This is a genomic window from Acidimicrobiales bacterium, from assembly GCA_036399815.1.
In the GTDB taxonomy this organism is placed as follows: Bacteria; Actinomycetota; Acidimicrobiia; order Acidimicrobiales; family DASWMK01; genus DASWMK01.
Map to the genome: position 1 here is coordinate 1 of DASWMK010000092.1, position 15,417 is coordinate 15,417.

Below are 15,417 nucleotides of genomic sequence, written 5' to 3' on the forward strand. Positions count from 1 at the left end.
AACGGAGGTTCCCCGTCATGACCGCCACCGCCTACCGGTCCGACCCCAAGCTCTTGGCCCTGCACGGCCTCCGCCTGCGGCCGATCGCGTCAGCGGCGGCCGTCGCCGACATCGCCGGCCTCGACGCGGCCGAGGCGGACGCCATCCTGGCGGCGGCGGCGGCCGACGGCCTCGTCGTCAAGCGGGAGGGCCGCATCGCCGGCTACGCCCTGCTGCCGCCGGGCCGCCAGGCCCACCAGCAGCTGCTCACCGCCGAGCTCGAGGCGACCGGTGCCCGCGACGCCGTCTACGCCGGCTACCGCAAGTTCCTCGCCATGAACGGCGACCTGCTCGAGATCTGCACGGCCTGGCAGCTGAAGGACCCGGTCGGCCAGGTGCTGAACGACCATGACGACCCCGACTACGACAAGGCCGTCATCGACCGGCTCGTCGCCCTGGACGAGCAGGCCCGTCCGGTGTTCGCCGAGCTGACCGCCGCCCTCGACCGCTACCGCGTCTACGGGGAGCGCTTCGCCGCTGCCCTCGAGCGGGTGCAGGCCGGCGAGACGGCGTACGTGGCCGACCCGATGGTGCCCTCGTACCACACCGTGTGGTTCGAGCTCCACGAGGACCTGCTGGCCACCCTGGGCATCGACCGGGCGTCGGAGGGCTCCCTGCGATGACGGCCGGCCGCGCGTCCGGGCCCGGCCCGGGGCGCGGCCTGGTGCTGCTCGGTCGCTAGGGCTTCGATCCGGAGCCGAACGCATGCGGATGTCCGAAGGCGTGGAGTGGTGCATCCACTGCACCATGACCTTGGCCATGCTGCCGTCTGGCCAGTCGCTCCCCGGTGCCCAGCTGGCCGAGCTGCACGGCGTGCCCGCTCCCTACCTGGCCAAGCACCTGCAACTCATGTCGCGGGCCGGGCTGATCACCTCCCAGCCCGGCCCCAGGGGCGGTTACCGCCTGGCCCGCCCTGCCAACGAGATCACCGTCCTCGACGTCGTCGAGGCCGTCGAGGGCCCCGAGCCCGCGTTCCGCTGCACGGAGATCCGGCGGCAGGGCGCGGTCCCGTCCGCCGGCCCCGGCTGCCTGAAGGCGTGCTGCGTGGCCGCGACGATGGACCGGGCCGACTCGGCCTGGCGCACCGCGCTGCGCTCGACCACGATCGAGGACCTGGTGATCTGCGAGCGCCTCCAGGCCAGGCCCGGCGCCATGACCGAGCTGAGCACCTGGTTCGACAAGGTCGCCCGCAAGCGCCGCTGACGCGGCTCGCCGGGCGCGGCCCGGGCAGACTCGGAGGGTGCGGTGGTGGCTGCTCGCGCTCGGGGTCTGGTCGGCCGTGTGGACGGTCAACGCCCTCGTGCCCCGGCGCGGGCGGTTCTCGCTCGTGCCGAGCTTCCTCGCGGCCTGGTTCACGATCGAGCTGGCCTTCCACCACCTCGCCGGCCTCCTCGTCCTGACGGCCGTGCTGGTGGCGGCCGGGGCGCTCGACGGGTGGGCGGGGTGGCTGGGCCTCGGCACCGCGCTCGGGTCGGCGGCCGGGCTCGCCGTGCTCGGCCTGCGGTCGCTCCGCACGACCGTCGGCCTGCGCCGCAACCTCGAGGACCTCGACACCACCGGCGCCCCCCGCTACCCCAGGGCCCAGCTGCTCGTCCCCGTCGCCGTCCGCCGGCGCGAGGTGCAGCGCACCCGTGACCTCCCCTACGCGAAGGCGGGCGGGCGGGTGCTGAAGCTCGACGTGTACCGGCCCCGGAACGGCGGCGGCGGGCGGCCGTGCGTCCTCCAGGTGCACGGCGGGGCCTGGGTCCTCGGCGACAAGCGCGAGCAGGGCATCCCCCTCCTCACCCACCTGGCCGCCAACGGCTGGGTCGGGTTCAACGCCAACTACCGCCTCAGCCCCCACGCCACGTTCCCCGACCACCTCGTCGACCTCAAGCGGGCCGTCGCCTGGATCCGCGAGCACGCCCACGAGCACGGCGGCGACCCCGGCTTCGTGGCCGTCACCGGCGGGTCGGCCGGCGGCCACCTCGCCGCGCTCGTCGCCCTCACGGCGAACGACCCCGAGTACCAGCCCGGCTTCGAGCAGGCCGACACGTCGGTGCAGGCCGCCGTGCCGTTCTACGGCGTCTACGACTTCACCAACCGCTTCGGCACCTGGGACCCGTGGTTCGTCCACGAGTTCCTGCGCAAGCACGTGATGAAGGCCTTCATCGAGGACGAGCCGGAGGCCTACGAGAAGGCGTCGCCGCTCAGCCGCCTCCATCCCCATGCGCCGCCGTTCCTCGTCGTGCACGGCGACGGCGACACCCTCGCGCCGGTGGCCGACGCCCGGTCCTTCGTCGAGGCCCTGCGGGCCGTCTCCCGCTCGCCCGTGCTCTACGCCGAGATGCAGGGCGCGCAGCACGCCTTCGAGGTGTTCCCGTCGTTCCGCACCGCCCGGGTCATCGAGGCCGTCGAGCGGTTCCTCCACCACGTCCACGAGGAGCACGCCCGGGGCCGCCGCCCGACCGAGGCCGAGACGGCGGACCAGCTGACGGCCTAGCGGCCCGCCCCGACCAGGGCGGCGGCGCCGGCCACCTCGGGCGGGGCGTCGGCCCGGTTGAGGCGGCTGAGCCGCACGGCGACGGCGGCGACGGCCGCGGCCAGGGCGTTCCCGCCGAGCCACGACCACATCGCCCCGTCCACCCCGCGGCCCGGCACCGTGATGAGCGCCGGCCCCACGATGGCGAGGGTGAGCGCCGCGGTGATGGCGACGGTGGCGACGTGGCGGTGCCGCACCCGCACCTCGGTGAGGTACAGCGAGCTCACCGCCCACGGCACGCCCGCGGCCATGAGCACGGGGAGGATCCTGGCCGCCTCGGAGTACTCGGCGCCGTACACGGTGACGACGAGCGACCGGGCCACCAGCGCGGCGACCGACGCCGCCGCCATCAGGCCGACGGCCAGGGCGAGCGCCAGCCGGACCTGCGCGTGCACCTGGGCGCCGTCCTTGCCCCCCTCGGCGAGCAGGGCCTGGCCGATGGCCGACGGCACGTAGAACGCCACCTGGGTGATGCTCCAGGCGACGTAGAAGCTGGCGTTGGTCGACGGCGTCACGTGCACGAGCACGATGACCGGCAGCGCGAAGTACGGGGCGCCGTAGGCCAGGGTCGACAGCCAGTTGACGAGGGAGTAGCGGGCCGCGGCCCTCGCCGTCTCGGGGCTCGGGGACAGGCGCAGCCGGGCGCCGACGAGCGGCCGCAGCAGCGGCACGCCGACCAGCCCCGACACCGCCGTCGGCGCCGCGGCCAGCAGGAACAGCCACAGCTCCCGGCCGGTGTCGGGGATCGGCACGGCGAGCAGCGGGATGCGGATGAAGCCGACGACGACCATCCGGGCCAGCACGAGGTTCCAGCGCCTGGCCGTCATCAGCCGGACGTCGACGACCATCGACAGCGCGGCGCCGAGCACCATCACCCAGAACAGGCCGGCGCCCGCCCACCAGCCGCCCTCGGTCAGCACGTCGGCGGCCGGGGGCGACACCACCCACAGGTACAGCAGCGACCCGGCCAGCGAGCTGGCCACCGTCGCCACGACCCCCCAGGTGAAGATGACGTCCGACGAGCGGCTGCGGTCGGGCGCGTAGCGGGCGAGGGCGACGGGCAGGCCCAGCCCCACCAGGTAGTTCACGAACATGACCGAGGTGAACAGGGCCGAGGCGTGCCCGACCTCGGTGCTCGTCCCCGTCCTCGCCGCGATCAGCCAGAACAGCGAGCCGGTGACGGCCTGGACGGCGGCCCCGGCGACCAGGACGGCCGACCCGGCCAGCAGCTGGCGGTGGCCGCGGGCCCGGCGCCGGAGCGCGGTGCGGGCCCGGGCGCGGACGCGCGAGGTGAGGGGGGGTGCGGTCGCCGGGCCGATGGGGCGAGGTTAGCCGGGGGTCGGGAACTCTCCGCCGACGACGACGTCGAGCAGGTCGTGCACGAGCACGTCGACGTCGGGCCAGGGGAGGTTGGGCTTGGCCACCAGCAGCGAGGTCAGCCCGTGGACCGCCGACCAGAGCACGAGGGCGACGCGGAAGGCGTCGCGGTGGCGGGTGGCGCCGGCGTCGACGGCCCGCTGGCACATGGCGACGAGCATGGCGAACGGGCTGGTCTCGACGAGCAGCTCGTCGGCGTACTGCTCGGGGGTCAGGTCCGAGCGGCCCATGAACATGATCCGGTAGTGCTCCGGGTGCTCGACCCCGAAGCGGACGTACGCCTCGCCCATCACCCCGAGGGCGACCACCGGGTCGTCGACCTCGGCCATGGCCGACCGCAGGTGCTCGCCCAGGCGGGCCATCTGGACGGCGCACACCTCGAACAGCAGGTGGTTCTTGTCGGCGAAGTGCCGGTAGATGGACGGCGGGGTCACGCCGACGGCCGCGGCCACGGCGCGGATCGAGACCGCCTCCTCGGAGCCGGTCTCGAGCAGCAGCCGCTCGGCGGCGGCGAGGATCTCCTCCCGCAGCCGCTCGCCCTCCCCCCGCCGGGCGCGGGCCCGGCGGGGGGCGGCGGTGGTCATCGTCCCGAGCCGACCAGCACCGGCTCCTCCTCGTGCGGGGCGGCGGGCGCCGGCTCCCCGGCCGACTCCCGCAGCCCGAAGCGGTCGTGGATGCGGCGCAGCGAGGCCGGCGCCCACCAGTTGGCCCGGCCGGCGAGGCGCATGAACGCCGGGACCAGGGTCGCCCGGATGAGGAAGGCGTCCATCAGCACGGCCAGCGTGAGGCCGAGGCCGAACAGCTTGATGAACGTGACCCGGGAGGTGGCGAAGGCCACGAGCACCACGGCGATGAGCACGGCCGCGGCCGTCACGATCCGGCCGGTGCGCTCCAGGCCGAGGGCGACCGAGCCGGCGTCGTCGCCGGTGCGGTCGTGCTCCTCCTTGATGCGGCTGAGGAGGAACACCTCGTAGTCCATGGAGAGCCCGAAGGCGATGCAGAACATGAGGATCGGCGTCGTGGTGTCGACGGTGCCCGTCGGCGTGAAGTCGAGCACGCCGGACAGGTTGCCATCCTGGAAGACCCACACCATGGCGCCGAACGTGGCGCTCAGGCTGAGCACGTTGAGGACGAGGGCCTTGACCGGGACGAGCACGCTCCCGAACAGCAGGAACAGCAGCACGAACGTCACCACGGCGATGACGGCGACGGCGAGGGGCAGGCGGCCGAACAGCGACGCCTTCGAGTCGACCAGCTGGGCCGACGGGCCGGCCACCAGCACCTCGAACGGGGCGTCGGTGGCCCGCACGGCCCGCACCAGGTCCTCGCCCTCGTCGGAGTAGGCCTCGACGTTCGGCACGACCGACAGCCACGTGCCCTCGTCGGCCGCGAACCGGGCGCTGGCCGGGCCGCCCTCGATGACCCGCCGGCCGAGGATGTACGACCCGGTCACGGCGTCGACCCTGGCCACGCCGGGGATGGCCGACAGGCGGGCGGCGTAGGCGTCGATCTCGCCCGTGGCGGCGGCCGGGTCGCCGGCGCCGGGGGCGACGACGGACAGGGCCGTCGCCTCCTCGGAGGCGAACTCGTCCCGCAGCACCTGGGACACCTGGTGGGACGACGCGTCCGCCGGGAGCACCCGGTCGTCGGGCAGGCCGAAGTCGATGCGCAGGAACGGCCCGCCCAGCACGAGCAGCACGACCACCACCGCGGTCGCGATGGGCAGCGGCCGGCGCATGACGGCGACGGCCAGCCGGTGCCACATGCCCTCGCCCTCGGCCGGCGTGCGCCGGTGCCAGAGCGTGAGCGCGTCGACCCGGCGCCCGAGCAGGGCGAGGATGGCAGGCAGCACGACGACGGCGGCGACGGCCGCGATCAGGGCGACGGCCACGCCCGCGTAGGCGAACGAGCGCAGGAAGGCGAGCGGGAACACGAGCAGGGCCGACAGCGAGGCGGCCACGGTGAGGGCGCTGAAGGCGACCGTGCGGCCGGCCGTGCGGACGGTGGTGCGCACGGCGTCGTCGGGCGCCGCGCCCCGCCGCAGCTCCTCCCGGAACCGGGAGACCACGAACAGGCTGTAGTCGATGGCCAGGCCGAGGCCCATCGCCGTCGTGAGGTTCAGCGAGAAGATGGAGACCTGGGTGACGGCGGCCAGGGCCGACAGCACGAGCATGGTCCCGACCACGGCGAGGGCGCCGACGGCGAGCGGCAGGGCGGCGGCGACGACGCTGCCGAACACGACGATCAGCAGCAGGAGGGTGACGGGCAGGGCGATCATCTCCGCCCGGCGCAGGTCCTCCTCGATGGTCGTGCCGACCTGGCGGAACACCTCGGCGAACCCGCCGACCTCGACGGTCACCGTCCCGTCGTCCCTCGCGAAGCGGGGCGAGATCTCGGCGATGCGCTCGTCGACCTCGTCCTCGTCGCCCTCGATGCGGCCGACGACCAGCGCCCGGTCGCCGTCCTCGTTGCGCAGCGGCGGCACGTTGCCGAGGCTCCAGTACGACGCCACCTCGGCCACGCCGGGCTGGGCCGCCAGCTCCTCGGTGAGCGCCTGGCCGGCGGCGGCGACGGCCGGGTCGTCGACGGAGCCGCCGTCGGCGGTCACCAGCAGCACGACGTTCGGCGTGCCCGTGCCGAAGTGGTCGCGCAGCAGGTCCTCGGCCCTGGTCGACTCGGCGCCCGGGTCCTCGAACCCGCCCGACGACAGCCGCTCGGCCACCCCGCCGCCCAGCGCGCCGGCGACGGCGAAGGCCACCAGGGCGACGACCAGCACGAGCCGCCGCCTCGCCGTCACCAGCCGTCCGATCGCCTCCAGCATGGGGGCCTCCCTCGTTGCTAACAGTGTTACGTTACCGTCGTTAGCATCCGGCCGGCCGGGTGGGTATGTCCAGAGACAGCGGTCACAGGACGGGCGTGGCGGTTGGCACGGCCCTTACGCTCCGCCCATGGCGACCGCGCCAGCGCTCGACGACCCGCCCGCCTTCCCGGGCGCCCGCCGCCCCGACCGGACGCGGACGGTCGTCTCGTCCGGGCTCCGCCTGGCCGTCCACGTGTGGGGCGCCGAGGACGCCCCGCCCATGCTCCTCGTCCACGGCGGGTTCGACTTCGCCGGCACCTTCGACGTGTTCGCCCCGCTGCTGGCCGCCGGCGGCCGGCGGGTGGTCGCCTGGGACCAGCGGGGCCACGGCGACTCCGAGCACGCCGCGCTCTACAGCTGGGAGGCCGACGTCCGCGACGGGCTGGCCGTGCTCGACACGGTGGCGACCACGCCGGTCCCCGTCGTCGGCCACTCGAAGGGCGGCGGGCTCATGATCCAGCTGGCCGACGCCTTCCCCCACCGCGTCAGCCACCTGGTCAACCTCGACGGGCTGCCCTCCAAGCGCATGCCGCCCGACGTGCCCGACCGGGAGCGCACCCGGCTGCTGGCCGGCGAGCTCGAGGGCTGGCTCGACCACCGCCGCCGCTCGGCCGACCTCGTCCGCCGGCCCGGCACCGTCGACGAGCTGGCCGTGCGGCGGGGCCGGATGAACCCCCGGCTGCCGCTCGACTGGCTGCGCTACCTCGTCGGGATCGGCGCCCGCCGGGACGCCGACGGGTGGCGCTGGAAGATCGACCCCGTCCTGCGCTTCGGCGGGTTCGGGCCCTGGCGCCCCGAGTGGTCGCTGCTGCGCCTGCCCGGCCTGCCCATGCCGTTCCTCGGCGTGCTCGGCCTCGTGCCCGAGAACATGGGCTGGGGGACCAGGCCCGACGACGTCGTCCCCTACCTGCCGCCCGGCGCCCGCTTCGAGACCCTCGACGACAGCGGCCACTTCGTCCACATCGAGCACCCGCACCGCATCGCCGACCTCGTGCTGGGGTTCCTCGGGTGAGCGGCCCGACCTTCGTCCGCCACGCCCACGTCCGCCTGGCGCTGCACCGGCTGCGGGACGGCGACGGCGGCCACCCGCTGCTCCTCCTCCACGGCCTCGGCGAGCGCACCCCCGGCGCCCTGCCCCGCCACCTGGCCGCCTGGCCCGGCCCGGTCGTCGGCCTCGACTTCACCGGGCACGGGGCGTCCACCGTGCCGGCCGGCGGCGGGTACACGGCCGAGGTGCTGATGGCCGACGCGGACGCCGCGCTCGCCCACCTCGGCCCGTCGACGGTCGTCGGCCGGGGGCTTGGCGGCTACGTGGCCCTGCTGGTGGCCGGGGCCCGCCCGGCGCTCGTGCGCGGCGCGGTCGTCACCGACGGCCCCGGCCTGACCGGTGGCGGCCCCGGCCCGTCCTCCCCGGCACCGGCCTTCCCCGGCCCGGCGCCCGACGGCTCGGTCCCGCCCGACCCCTACGCCCTCGCCGAGCTCAGCCGGGACGTCCGCCCGCCCGACTACGCCACGAGCTTCGCCCGCCTCGCCCTCCTCCGCTCCGACCTCGAGAGCCCGATCTGCGTCTCGGCCGTCGGCCGCCCCGACTGGCTCGTCGCCGTGGCGTCCGAGCCCGGCGTCGTCGAGGAGCCGCTCCCGCAGGCGCTCAGGCGCTACGCCGGCTGAGGATGGCCTCGATCCTCGCCCGGTTGTAGCGCTGGATGAGCAGGCAGGGGACGTTGGCCAGCACCGCGTAGGCCACCATCGTCAGCTCCAGCGGCCAGGGGTTCCAGGCCGCCATGGGCACGGCGGCCAGCGGCACCAGCCAGTGCACGACCTCGGCCCGGCGGGTCTCCGCCGCGAACCGCTCCAGCCCGGCCCGGCCCCGGCCGGGCAGCGACCGCTTCGACAGGCCGCCGGGGAACAGGTCGCCGGCCTCCGGCGTGCGGTCCTTCCACCGCCGGATGGCCAGGTGGCGCTCGTACCAGGCGCCGCCGGCCTCGAACGGGCGCAACCTGGTCAGGCGCGAGTCGGCGGCGAAGCGCGACGCCGGCCGGCTGGCCGCCCACCACCCGACCGCCGCGCTCCACGCTCCCCAGCCGGCGACGTCGGCGACGACGACGGCCCACAGGGGCGGGTCAAGGAGCAAGCCGTCGGGGGAAGGTGGCGAGGAGCTCGTCGACGGCCGCGGCCGGCACCGGCCGGGCCAGGTGGAAGCCCTGGGCGTAGTCGCAGTGCAGGTGGCGCAGCTCGGCCAGCTGCCCGGGGGTCTCGACGCCCTCGGCGACGGCCGACAGGCCGAGGGTGTGGGCGAGGGTGATCACGGCCGTCACGATGGCCGAGTCCTCGGGGTTCTGGCCAAGTCCTGCCACGAAGACGCGGTCGACCTTCAGCACGTCGACCGGGAAGCGGCGCAGGTAGCTGAGCGACGAGTAGCCGGTGCCGAAGTCGTCGACGGCGAGCCGGACGCCGAGCCCCTTCAGCGCCCGCAGGGCGGCCTCGGTGGCCGACACGTCGTCCATCAGCGCGCTCTCGGTGATCTCGAGGACGACGGTCGACGGGTCGAGCCCGGTGAGGGCGAGCACCCCCCGCACGTCGTCGACGAGGCTCGGGTGGGTCAGCTGGCGGGACGACAGGTTGACGGCGACGGTGAGCGGCCGGTCGGGGTGGTCCTCGTGCCAGCGGGCCGCCTGCGAGCACGCCTGGTGCAGCACCCAGTCGCCGATCGGCACGATCAGCCCGGTCTCCTCGGCGACGGCCAGGAACTCGCCCGGCAGCAGGATCCCCCGCTCCGGGTGCTCCCAGCGCAGCAGCGCCTCGAAGCCCCACACCCGCCCGTCGCCGACCGACACCGCCGGCTGGAAGTACAGCCGCAGCTCGTGGCGGTCGAGGGCCCGGCGCAGGGCGCCCTCGATGTCGAGGCGCTCCACGGCCCGCTCTCGCATGGCCGCGTCGAACACCTCGTAGCGGGCCCGCCCCCTGGCCTTGGCCCGGTACATGGCCGCGTCGGCGTCGCGGATCAGCGCCTCGGGGTCCGACGGCGGCGCGCCCCGGCCGCCCGACCCCGGCGGGGTCGAGAAGGCGATGCCGACGCTGACGGTCACGAACACCTCGGCGTCGTCGACGACGAACGGCCCGCTCACGACCCGGTCGACCCGCTCGGCGATGGCGACGGCGTCCTCCTCCCGGTCGATCTCCTCGCAGAGGATGACGAACTCGTCGCCGCCGAAGCGGGCGACGGTGTCGCCGGGGCGGAGCGTGCCCTGGAGCCGGCGGGAGATGGCGACGAGCAGGCGGTCGCCGAGCCCGTGGCCCAGGCTGTCGTTCACGACCTTGAAGTGGTCGAGGTCGAGGAACAGCACGGCCACCGCCGACCCCAGGCGCTTGGCCCGGGCCAGCGCCATCTCCAGGCGGTCGAGGAGCAGGGTGCGGTTGGGCAGCCCGGTGAGGGGGTCGTGGGTGGCCTGGTGCTCCAGCCTCGCCTCGAACGCCTTGCGCTCGCTGATGTCCCGGGTGACGCTCGAGACGAACTCGATGCGGCCGTCGGCGTCCCGGTGCACGAGGAACAGGGCCGACACCGGCACCGTCTCCTCGCCCCGCATGACCGCCAGCTCGCCGCTCCAGATGCCGTTCGTGCGCAGCGCCGGCACCGCCTCGCGGGCGAACACGTCGAGCGCCCAGGACGGCACCCGCTCCCGCAGGTCGAGCCCCTCGAAGCCGGCGTCGGGCGCGATCCCGAAGAACCGCCGGGCGGCGGCGTTCAGGTAGAGGAGCCGGCCCTCGCGGTCGCTCACGCCGACGAGGTCGCTCGTGGCCTCGAGGATGTCGGTCAGCCGGGACATGTCCCGCTTGGCCGCGACCTCGGCGGTGATGTCCTCCATGTTGCCGACGTGGCCGGCGGGCTCGTCGCCGTCGTCGAGGACGGGCTCGGTGTGGACCCGCACCCACCGCATCCCGTCCCGGGTGTCGAGGCGGAACTGCTCGGAGAGGGCGGTGCTCGCCGACAGGGCGGTCGCCAGCGCCGCCTCGAGCCGCTCGCGGTCCTCGGGGTGGACGAGGCTCCGCCAGGCGTCGCCCTCCACCTCGTCGAAGCGGCAGCCCGTGATCTCCTGCCACCGCTCGTTGACGTACGTGCACCCGCCGGCCGGGTCGAGGCGGAAGATGCCGGTCGGCGACGAGGCGGCGAGCGACCGGAACAGCTCCTCGCTCTCCTGGAGGGCGTGCTCGGCGGCCTTGCGGTCGGTGATGTCGCGGTAGTTGGCGACGACGCCGCGGATGCCGGGGTCGTCGAGGCGGTTGGTGACGATCGAGTCGACCCACCGCCACGACCCGTCGGCGTGGCGCAGCCGGGTCTCGATCCGCTGCGAGGCGCCCGGCCGGTCCCGCACCGAGCGGAACACGTCGAGCGCGGCCCGCCGGTCCTCGGGGTGCGTGCCGTCGATCGGGTAGGTGCCGACCATCGCCGCCGGCTCCACGCCGAGCAGGTTGCGGACGGCCGGGCTGACCCAGCTGATGCGCCCGTCGGCGCCCATGATCTGGACGACGTCGTGGGAGTGCTGGACGAGGGACCGGAAGCGCTCCTCGCTGGCCCGCAGGGCGGCCTCGGCCCGGCGCCGCTCGGTGATGTCCCTGAAGTTGCCGACCACGCCGGCGACGGCCGGGTCGTCGAGCCGGTTCTGGAGCGTCGCCTCCAGCCACCGCCACGACCCGTCCCGGTGCATGGCCCGGCCCTCGCCGACCACCACCTCGCCGGGGTTGGCGAGCGCCCGCTCGAACTTGGCCCTGCTGGTGGCCTCGTCGTCGGGGTGGCCGAGCTGGTAGGCGGGGCGGCCGAGGGCCTGGTCGGGCTCCCAGCCGAGCACCGACGTGATCCCCGGGCTGATGTAGGTGACGGTCCCGTCGGCGTCCATGACGGCGACGATGTCCGAGGAGTTCTGCACCAGCGCCCGGAACCGCTCCTCGCTGGCCCGCATGGCCTCCTCGACGGCTACCCGCTCGGTGACGTCGCGGAAGTTGCCGACGACGCCGCCGACGTAGGGGTCCTCGAGCAGGTTCGAGGCGGTCGCCTCCACCCAGCGGACGGTGCCGTCCGGTCGCTGCACCCTGCCCTTCAGCAGCACGACCTCGTCGGGCCGGGCGACGGCGTGGGCCAGCCCGTCGAGGACGGCGCCGGCGTCGTCGGGGTGCACGAGGTCGAGCGGGGTGCGGCCGATCATGTCCGACGTGCCCAGCCCGAACAGCGACTCGCCGGCCGGGCTCGCCCAGGTCACCCGGCCGGTCTCGTCGAAGATGAGGACGGGGTCCGACGCGTTCTGGACCAGCGCGCGGAAGCGGGCCTCGCTGGCCCGCACGGCCTCCTCGGCCACCCGCCGGGACGTGACGTCGCGCAGGTTGACGACGTAGCCGCCGACGTTCGGGTTGGCCCGCAGGTCCCTCGCCGTGACCTCCACCCAGCGCCAGCCCCCGGCGGCGTGGCGGACCCGCAGCTCCCCCGTCATCGGCCGGTCGCCCGTCCCGGTGACCGCGTTCGCCGTCTTCTCGCGGTCGTCGGGGTGGACCAGCTCGAGCCCGGGCCGTCCGACCAGGTCGGCCGGGCGGTGACCGAAGACCTCCTCGACCGACCCGGTGGCGTAGGTGATGACGAGGTCGCCGTCGACGATCAGCATGGTGTCGGAGGCGTTCTGGGCGAAGGCGCGGAAGCGGTCCTCGCTGGCCCGCAGCGCCTCCTCGGCGTGCCGCCGCTCGGTGACGTCCCGCACGTTCGTCACCACCCCGCGCACCGCCGGGTTGTCGACGAGGCTCGTGACCGTGCCCTCCAGCCACCGCCAGGTGCCGTCGCCGTGGCGGCCCCGCACGAGGAACGGCACCGGCCGGCCGGGGTCGGCCCTGGCCGCGGCGGCGACGGCCCGGAAGGCGTCGACGTCGTCGGGGTGGGCGCGGGCCACGAGGCCCTCGACGGCCAGCTCGGACCGGTCGATGCCCAGCACCGACGACACCGACTCGCTGGCGTCGATCACCCGGTCCTCGGCGTCGTGGACGACGACGGCGTCGGCGGCGTGGGCCAGCAGGGCCCGCCACCGCTCCTCGCTGGCCCGCAGCGCGTCCTCGGCGTGGCGCCGCTCGGTGACGTCCCTGGCCGTCACGACCACGCCGGCGACGGCCGGGTTGTCGAGCAGGTTCACCCCCGAGACCTCCACCCACCGCCACGACCCGTCGGTGTGGCGGACGCGGATCTCGGCCCGGAACGTCAGCCCGGGCTGGGAGCGGACCTCGGCCGCGGCCGCCAGCTGGTGGGGCCGGTCGTCGGGGTGGACGAGGTCGGCCTCCGGCCGGCCGAGGACCTCCTCGGGGTCGTAGCCGAGCACGGCCCGGATGGACGGGCTGACGAAGGTCACCCGCCCGTCCCGGTCGGAGATGAAGACGATGTCGCTCGACTGGCTGACGAGGACCCGGAAGCGCTCCTCGGTGTCCCGGAGGTCGTCGCCGGCCTGGCGCCGCTCGGTGACGTCGCGGAGGTTGACGACCATGCCGCCGATGTTCGGGTCGTCGAGCATGTTGGCGACCGTGCACTCGACCCACCGCCACGACTGCTCGGCGTGGCGGAGGCGGATCTCGGCCACCGCCGGCGACCGCCCGAGCACCGCCGACGTGAGCGTCTCGACGGCGAGCGCCTGCTCGTCGGGGTGGACCCCGTCGAACCACACGGTGCCGGCCCACGCCTCCGGCGGCGACCCGGTCAGGCGCTCGAGCGACGGTCCGGCCCAGGTGATCAGCCCGCTCGGGTCGGTGACGAGCACGGCGTCGGACCCGTGGCGGGCGAGGGCCCGGTAGCGCTCCTCGCTGGCGTGCACGGCCTGCTCGACGGCCCGCTTGCCGGACACGTCCCTGATGCTCGTGATGACCCCGCCGACCTCGGGGTCGTCGAGCAGGTTCGTCCCGGTGACCTGCACCCAGCGCCAGCTGCCGTCCCGGTGCTGGAGGCGGATCTCGCACCGCGCCTCGGCCCGGTAGCGGGAGCGGACGGCGGAGCGGGCCTCGACGGCCACCGCGGTGTCGTCGGGGTGGACCAGCTCCAGCCACCCGAGCCGGCTGTACTCCGACGGCGTGTAGCCCAGCAGCTGCTCGACCGACGGGCTGACGTAGCGCACCCGTCCCGACCGGTCGGCGACGGCCAGGACGTCGGTCCCGAGGCCGACGAGCGGGTGCGGCGCGGGGCCCACGTCCGCCGTCACCCTTCCCCCCCGACCACGGCCAGCAGCGTACGACGGCCCCGCGCGCGGGACGCCGACCGCTGCAGCTCCGGGCGGGGGTCGATCACGTCACGCCGTTAGAGTGCGCGCGGCCGCATGGACCGTCTCCAGTACCTGTTGCTCCTTGGAGCGTGCGCCGCCCTCACCCTTCCCCTCGAGTTCGTGTTCGGGGCCCGCGTGTGGCGGCGCCCACGGCGGTTCGGCCGGGCGCTGGCGCTCCCGCTCGTCGCCTTCTTCTGCTGGGACGTCGTTGCCATCGGCAGGGACCACTGGTCGTTTAGCCGCGCCTACACCACGGGGTGGCGAGCGCCCTTCGGGGTACCGGTCGAAGAGTTGGCGTTCTTCGTCGTCGTCCCTGCTTGCGCGGTGCTCACCTACGCCACCGTCGCCCGGCTGCTGCGCCGCTGATGCCCGAGTACACGGTGCTGGCGGTCGCCGCCGTCGTCGCCGTCGCGGGGGCCGAGGTGGCGGTCTGGCGGGACGGGCTGTTCCGGAGCCGGCCCTACTGGCTGGCCATCGCCGTCTGCGTGGCGTTCATGGTCGCCGTCGACGGGTGGCTGACCAAGCTGAGCGCGCCGATCGTGCGCTACGACCCCGACCAGGTGACCGGGTGGCGGTTCCCGTGGGACATCCCCGTCGAGGACTACCTGTTCGGCTGGGCGCTGCTCACCTGGGTGATCTCCCGGTGGCGCCGGCTCGACGACCGGGGCCGGTGGACCGGTACCGTGGGCGGGGCGTGACCGCCGTGCTGCTCGCCGCCGTGGCCTTCGTCGGGATGGAGGGGGTCACCTACCTGGCCCACCGCTTCCTGATGCACGGGCCCGGCATCGGCTGGCACCGCAGCCACCACCAGCGCCGGCAGGGCCGCTTCGAGCGCAACGACCTCTACCCGCTGACGTTCGCGCTCGTCACGGTGGCCGCCATGGCCGCGGGGACGGCCTTCGGCGGGCTCGGCGCGCTGGTCCCGGTCGGCGCCGGCGTGACGGCGTACGGGGCGGCGTACGTGTTCGTCCACGACCTGTACGTCCACCGCCGCCTCCCCGCGCTGCGGGCCCGCTGGGCGCTGCTCGACCGCCTGGCCGACGCCCACCGGGTGCACCACCTCTTCGGCGGCGAGCCGTACGGGATGCTGCTGCCCTGGGTCCCGGCCGACCTGCGGGAGCGGGCGGCGCGGACGTCCCGGTCGCCGTTCGAGCGGGGGGCGGCCGTCCCCAACTAGTCGACGGCGACGGCGACGGCGACGGCGAACCGGGCGAACAGCGCCTCGGCCAGCCACCCCTCGGCCCGGCTGCGCCCGACGACCTCGGCGTGCGGGCCGGTCCACGCCCAGGCGCTCGCCGCCTCGGCAACGTCCCAGAGCGACAGGGTGCACGGCGCCCCGCCGTCGT

Annotated in this window: 14 protein-coding genes; 9 read left to right on the plus strand and 5 right to left on the minus strand. The window is 75.0% G+C overall.

The features are described from left to right. The first annotated feature begins 17 nt into the window (after positions 1-17). The 3 genes from VGB14_06620 (at position 18) to VGB14_06630 (ending at position 2,521) form a co-directional block, all read left to right on the plus strand. Positions 18-662 (plus strand): hypothetical protein, encoded by a 645-nt coding sequence (locus tag VGB14_06620; protein HEX9992582.1) that lies wholly within the window; start codon positions 18-20, stop codon positions 660-662. An 82-nt stretch (positions 663-744) separates the two neighbouring features. Beyond that, positions 745-1,242 carry an Rrf2 family transcriptional regulator gene (locus tag VGB14_06625; protein ID HEX9992583.1) on the plus strand — a complete coding sequence of 166 codons (498 nt, stop codon included), beginning with the start codon at positions 745-747 and terminating at the stop codon, positions 1,240-1,242. A 37-nt stretch (positions 1,243-1,279) separates the two neighbouring features. Then, positions 1,280-2,521, plus strand: coding sequence for an alpha/beta hydrolase (locus VGB14_06630; GenBank protein ID HEX9992584.1), 1,242 nt, complete (start codon positions 1,280-1,282; stop codon positions 2,519-2,521). On the opposite strand, the gene VGB14_06635 is transcribed toward VGB14_06630, so the two are convergent. Then, complete coding sequence (locus VGB14_06635; GenBank protein HEX9992585.1) at positions 2,518-3,654, minus strand: hypothetical protein; 1,137 nt, start codon at positions 3,652-3,654, stop codon at positions 2,518-2,520. The two genes, VGB14_06630 and VGB14_06635, sit on opposite strands and share 4 nt — an antisense overlap. Between VGB14_06635 and VGB14_06640 the strand changes: the two genes are divergently transcribed. Beyond that, the gene (locus VGB14_06640; GenBank protein HEX9992586.1) at positions 3,653-3,892 is read left to right on the plus strand and encodes a hypothetical protein; all 240 of its coding nucleotides are present in this window, start codon (positions 3,653-3,655) and stop codon (positions 3,890-3,892) included. The genes VGB14_06635 and VGB14_06640 overlap by 2 nt on opposite strands. On the opposite strand, the gene VGB14_06645 is transcribed toward VGB14_06640, so the two are convergent. Together VGB14_06645 and VGB14_06650 are read right to left on the minus strand one after the other, a co-directional pair. Then, positions 3,889-4,521 carry a TetR/AcrR family transcriptional regulator gene (locus VGB14_06645; GenBank protein HEX9992587.1) on the minus strand — a complete coding sequence of 211 codons (633 nt, stop codon included), beginning with the start codon at positions 4,519-4,521 and terminating at the stop codon, positions 3,889-3,891. The two genes, VGB14_06640 and VGB14_06645, sit on opposite strands and share 4 nt — an antisense overlap. Further along, on the minus strand, positions 4,518-6,758 hold the full coding sequence (locus tag VGB14_06650) for an MMPL family transporter (protein ID HEX9992588.1): 2,241 nt from the start codon (positions 6,756-6,758) through the stop codon (positions 4,518-4,520). Before VGB14_06650 ends, VGB14_06645 begins: the two co-directional genes overlap by 4 nt. Positions 6,759-6,885: 127 nt before the next feature. Between VGB14_06650 and VGB14_06655 the strand changes: the two genes are divergently transcribed. Then, positions 6,886-7,809 carry an alpha/beta hydrolase gene (locus VGB14_06655; protein ID HEX9992589.1) on the plus strand — a complete coding sequence of 308 codons (924 nt, stop codon included), beginning with the start codon at positions 6,886-6,888 and terminating at the stop codon, positions 7,807-7,809. After that, positions 7,806-8,465: an alpha/beta fold hydrolase gene (locus VGB14_06660; GenBank protein HEX9992590.1), complete on the plus strand. Its 660-nt coding sequence runs from the start codon at positions 7,806-7,808 to the stop codon at positions 8,463-8,465. The genes VGB14_06655 and VGB14_06660 overlap by 4 nt, the downstream gene beginning before the upstream one ends. Here the strand turns inward: VGB14_06660 and VGB14_06665 are convergent. Together VGB14_06665 and VGB14_06670 are read right to left on the minus strand one after the other, a co-directional pair. Next, complete coding sequence (locus VGB14_06665) at positions 8,446-8,928, minus strand: hypothetical protein (protein HEX9992591.1); 483 nt, start codon at positions 8,926-8,928, stop codon at positions 8,446-8,448. The genes VGB14_06660 and VGB14_06665 overlap by 20 nt on opposite strands. Beyond that, on the minus strand, positions 8,918-14,011 hold the full coding sequence (locus VGB14_06670; protein HEX9992592.1) for a PAS domain S-box protein: 5,094 nt from the start codon (positions 14,009-14,011) through the stop codon (positions 8,918-8,920). Before VGB14_06670 ends, VGB14_06665 begins: the two co-directional genes overlap by 11 nt. A gap of 114 nt (positions 14,012-14,125) precedes the next feature. On the opposite strand from VGB14_06670, the gene VGB14_06675 reads away from it, so the two are divergent. Genes VGB14_06675 through VGB14_06685 form a run of 3 tightly spaced genes read left to right on the plus strand, consistent with a single transcriptional unit; the run spans position 14,126 to position 15,248 of the window. Further along, positions 14,126-14,437 (plus strand): lycopene cyclase domain-containing protein, encoded by a 312-nt coding sequence (locus VGB14_06675; protein ID HEX9992593.1) that lies wholly within the window; start codon positions 14,126-14,128, stop codon positions 14,435-14,437. Further along, on the plus strand, positions 14,437-14,769 hold the full coding sequence (locus tag VGB14_06680) for a lycopene cyclase domain-containing protein (GenBank protein HEX9992594.1): 333 nt from the start codon (positions 14,437-14,439) through the stop codon (positions 14,767-14,769). Before VGB14_06675 ends, VGB14_06680 begins: the two co-directional genes overlap by 1 nt. After that, positions 14,766-15,248 carry a sterol desaturase family protein gene (locus tag VGB14_06685; protein HEX9992595.1) on the plus strand — a complete coding sequence of 161 codons (483 nt, stop codon included), beginning with the start codon at positions 14,766-14,768 and terminating at the stop codon, positions 15,246-15,248. The genes VGB14_06680 and VGB14_06685 overlap by 4 nt, the downstream gene beginning before the upstream one ends. The last annotated feature ends 169 nt before the right edge of the window (positions 15,249-15,417 follow it).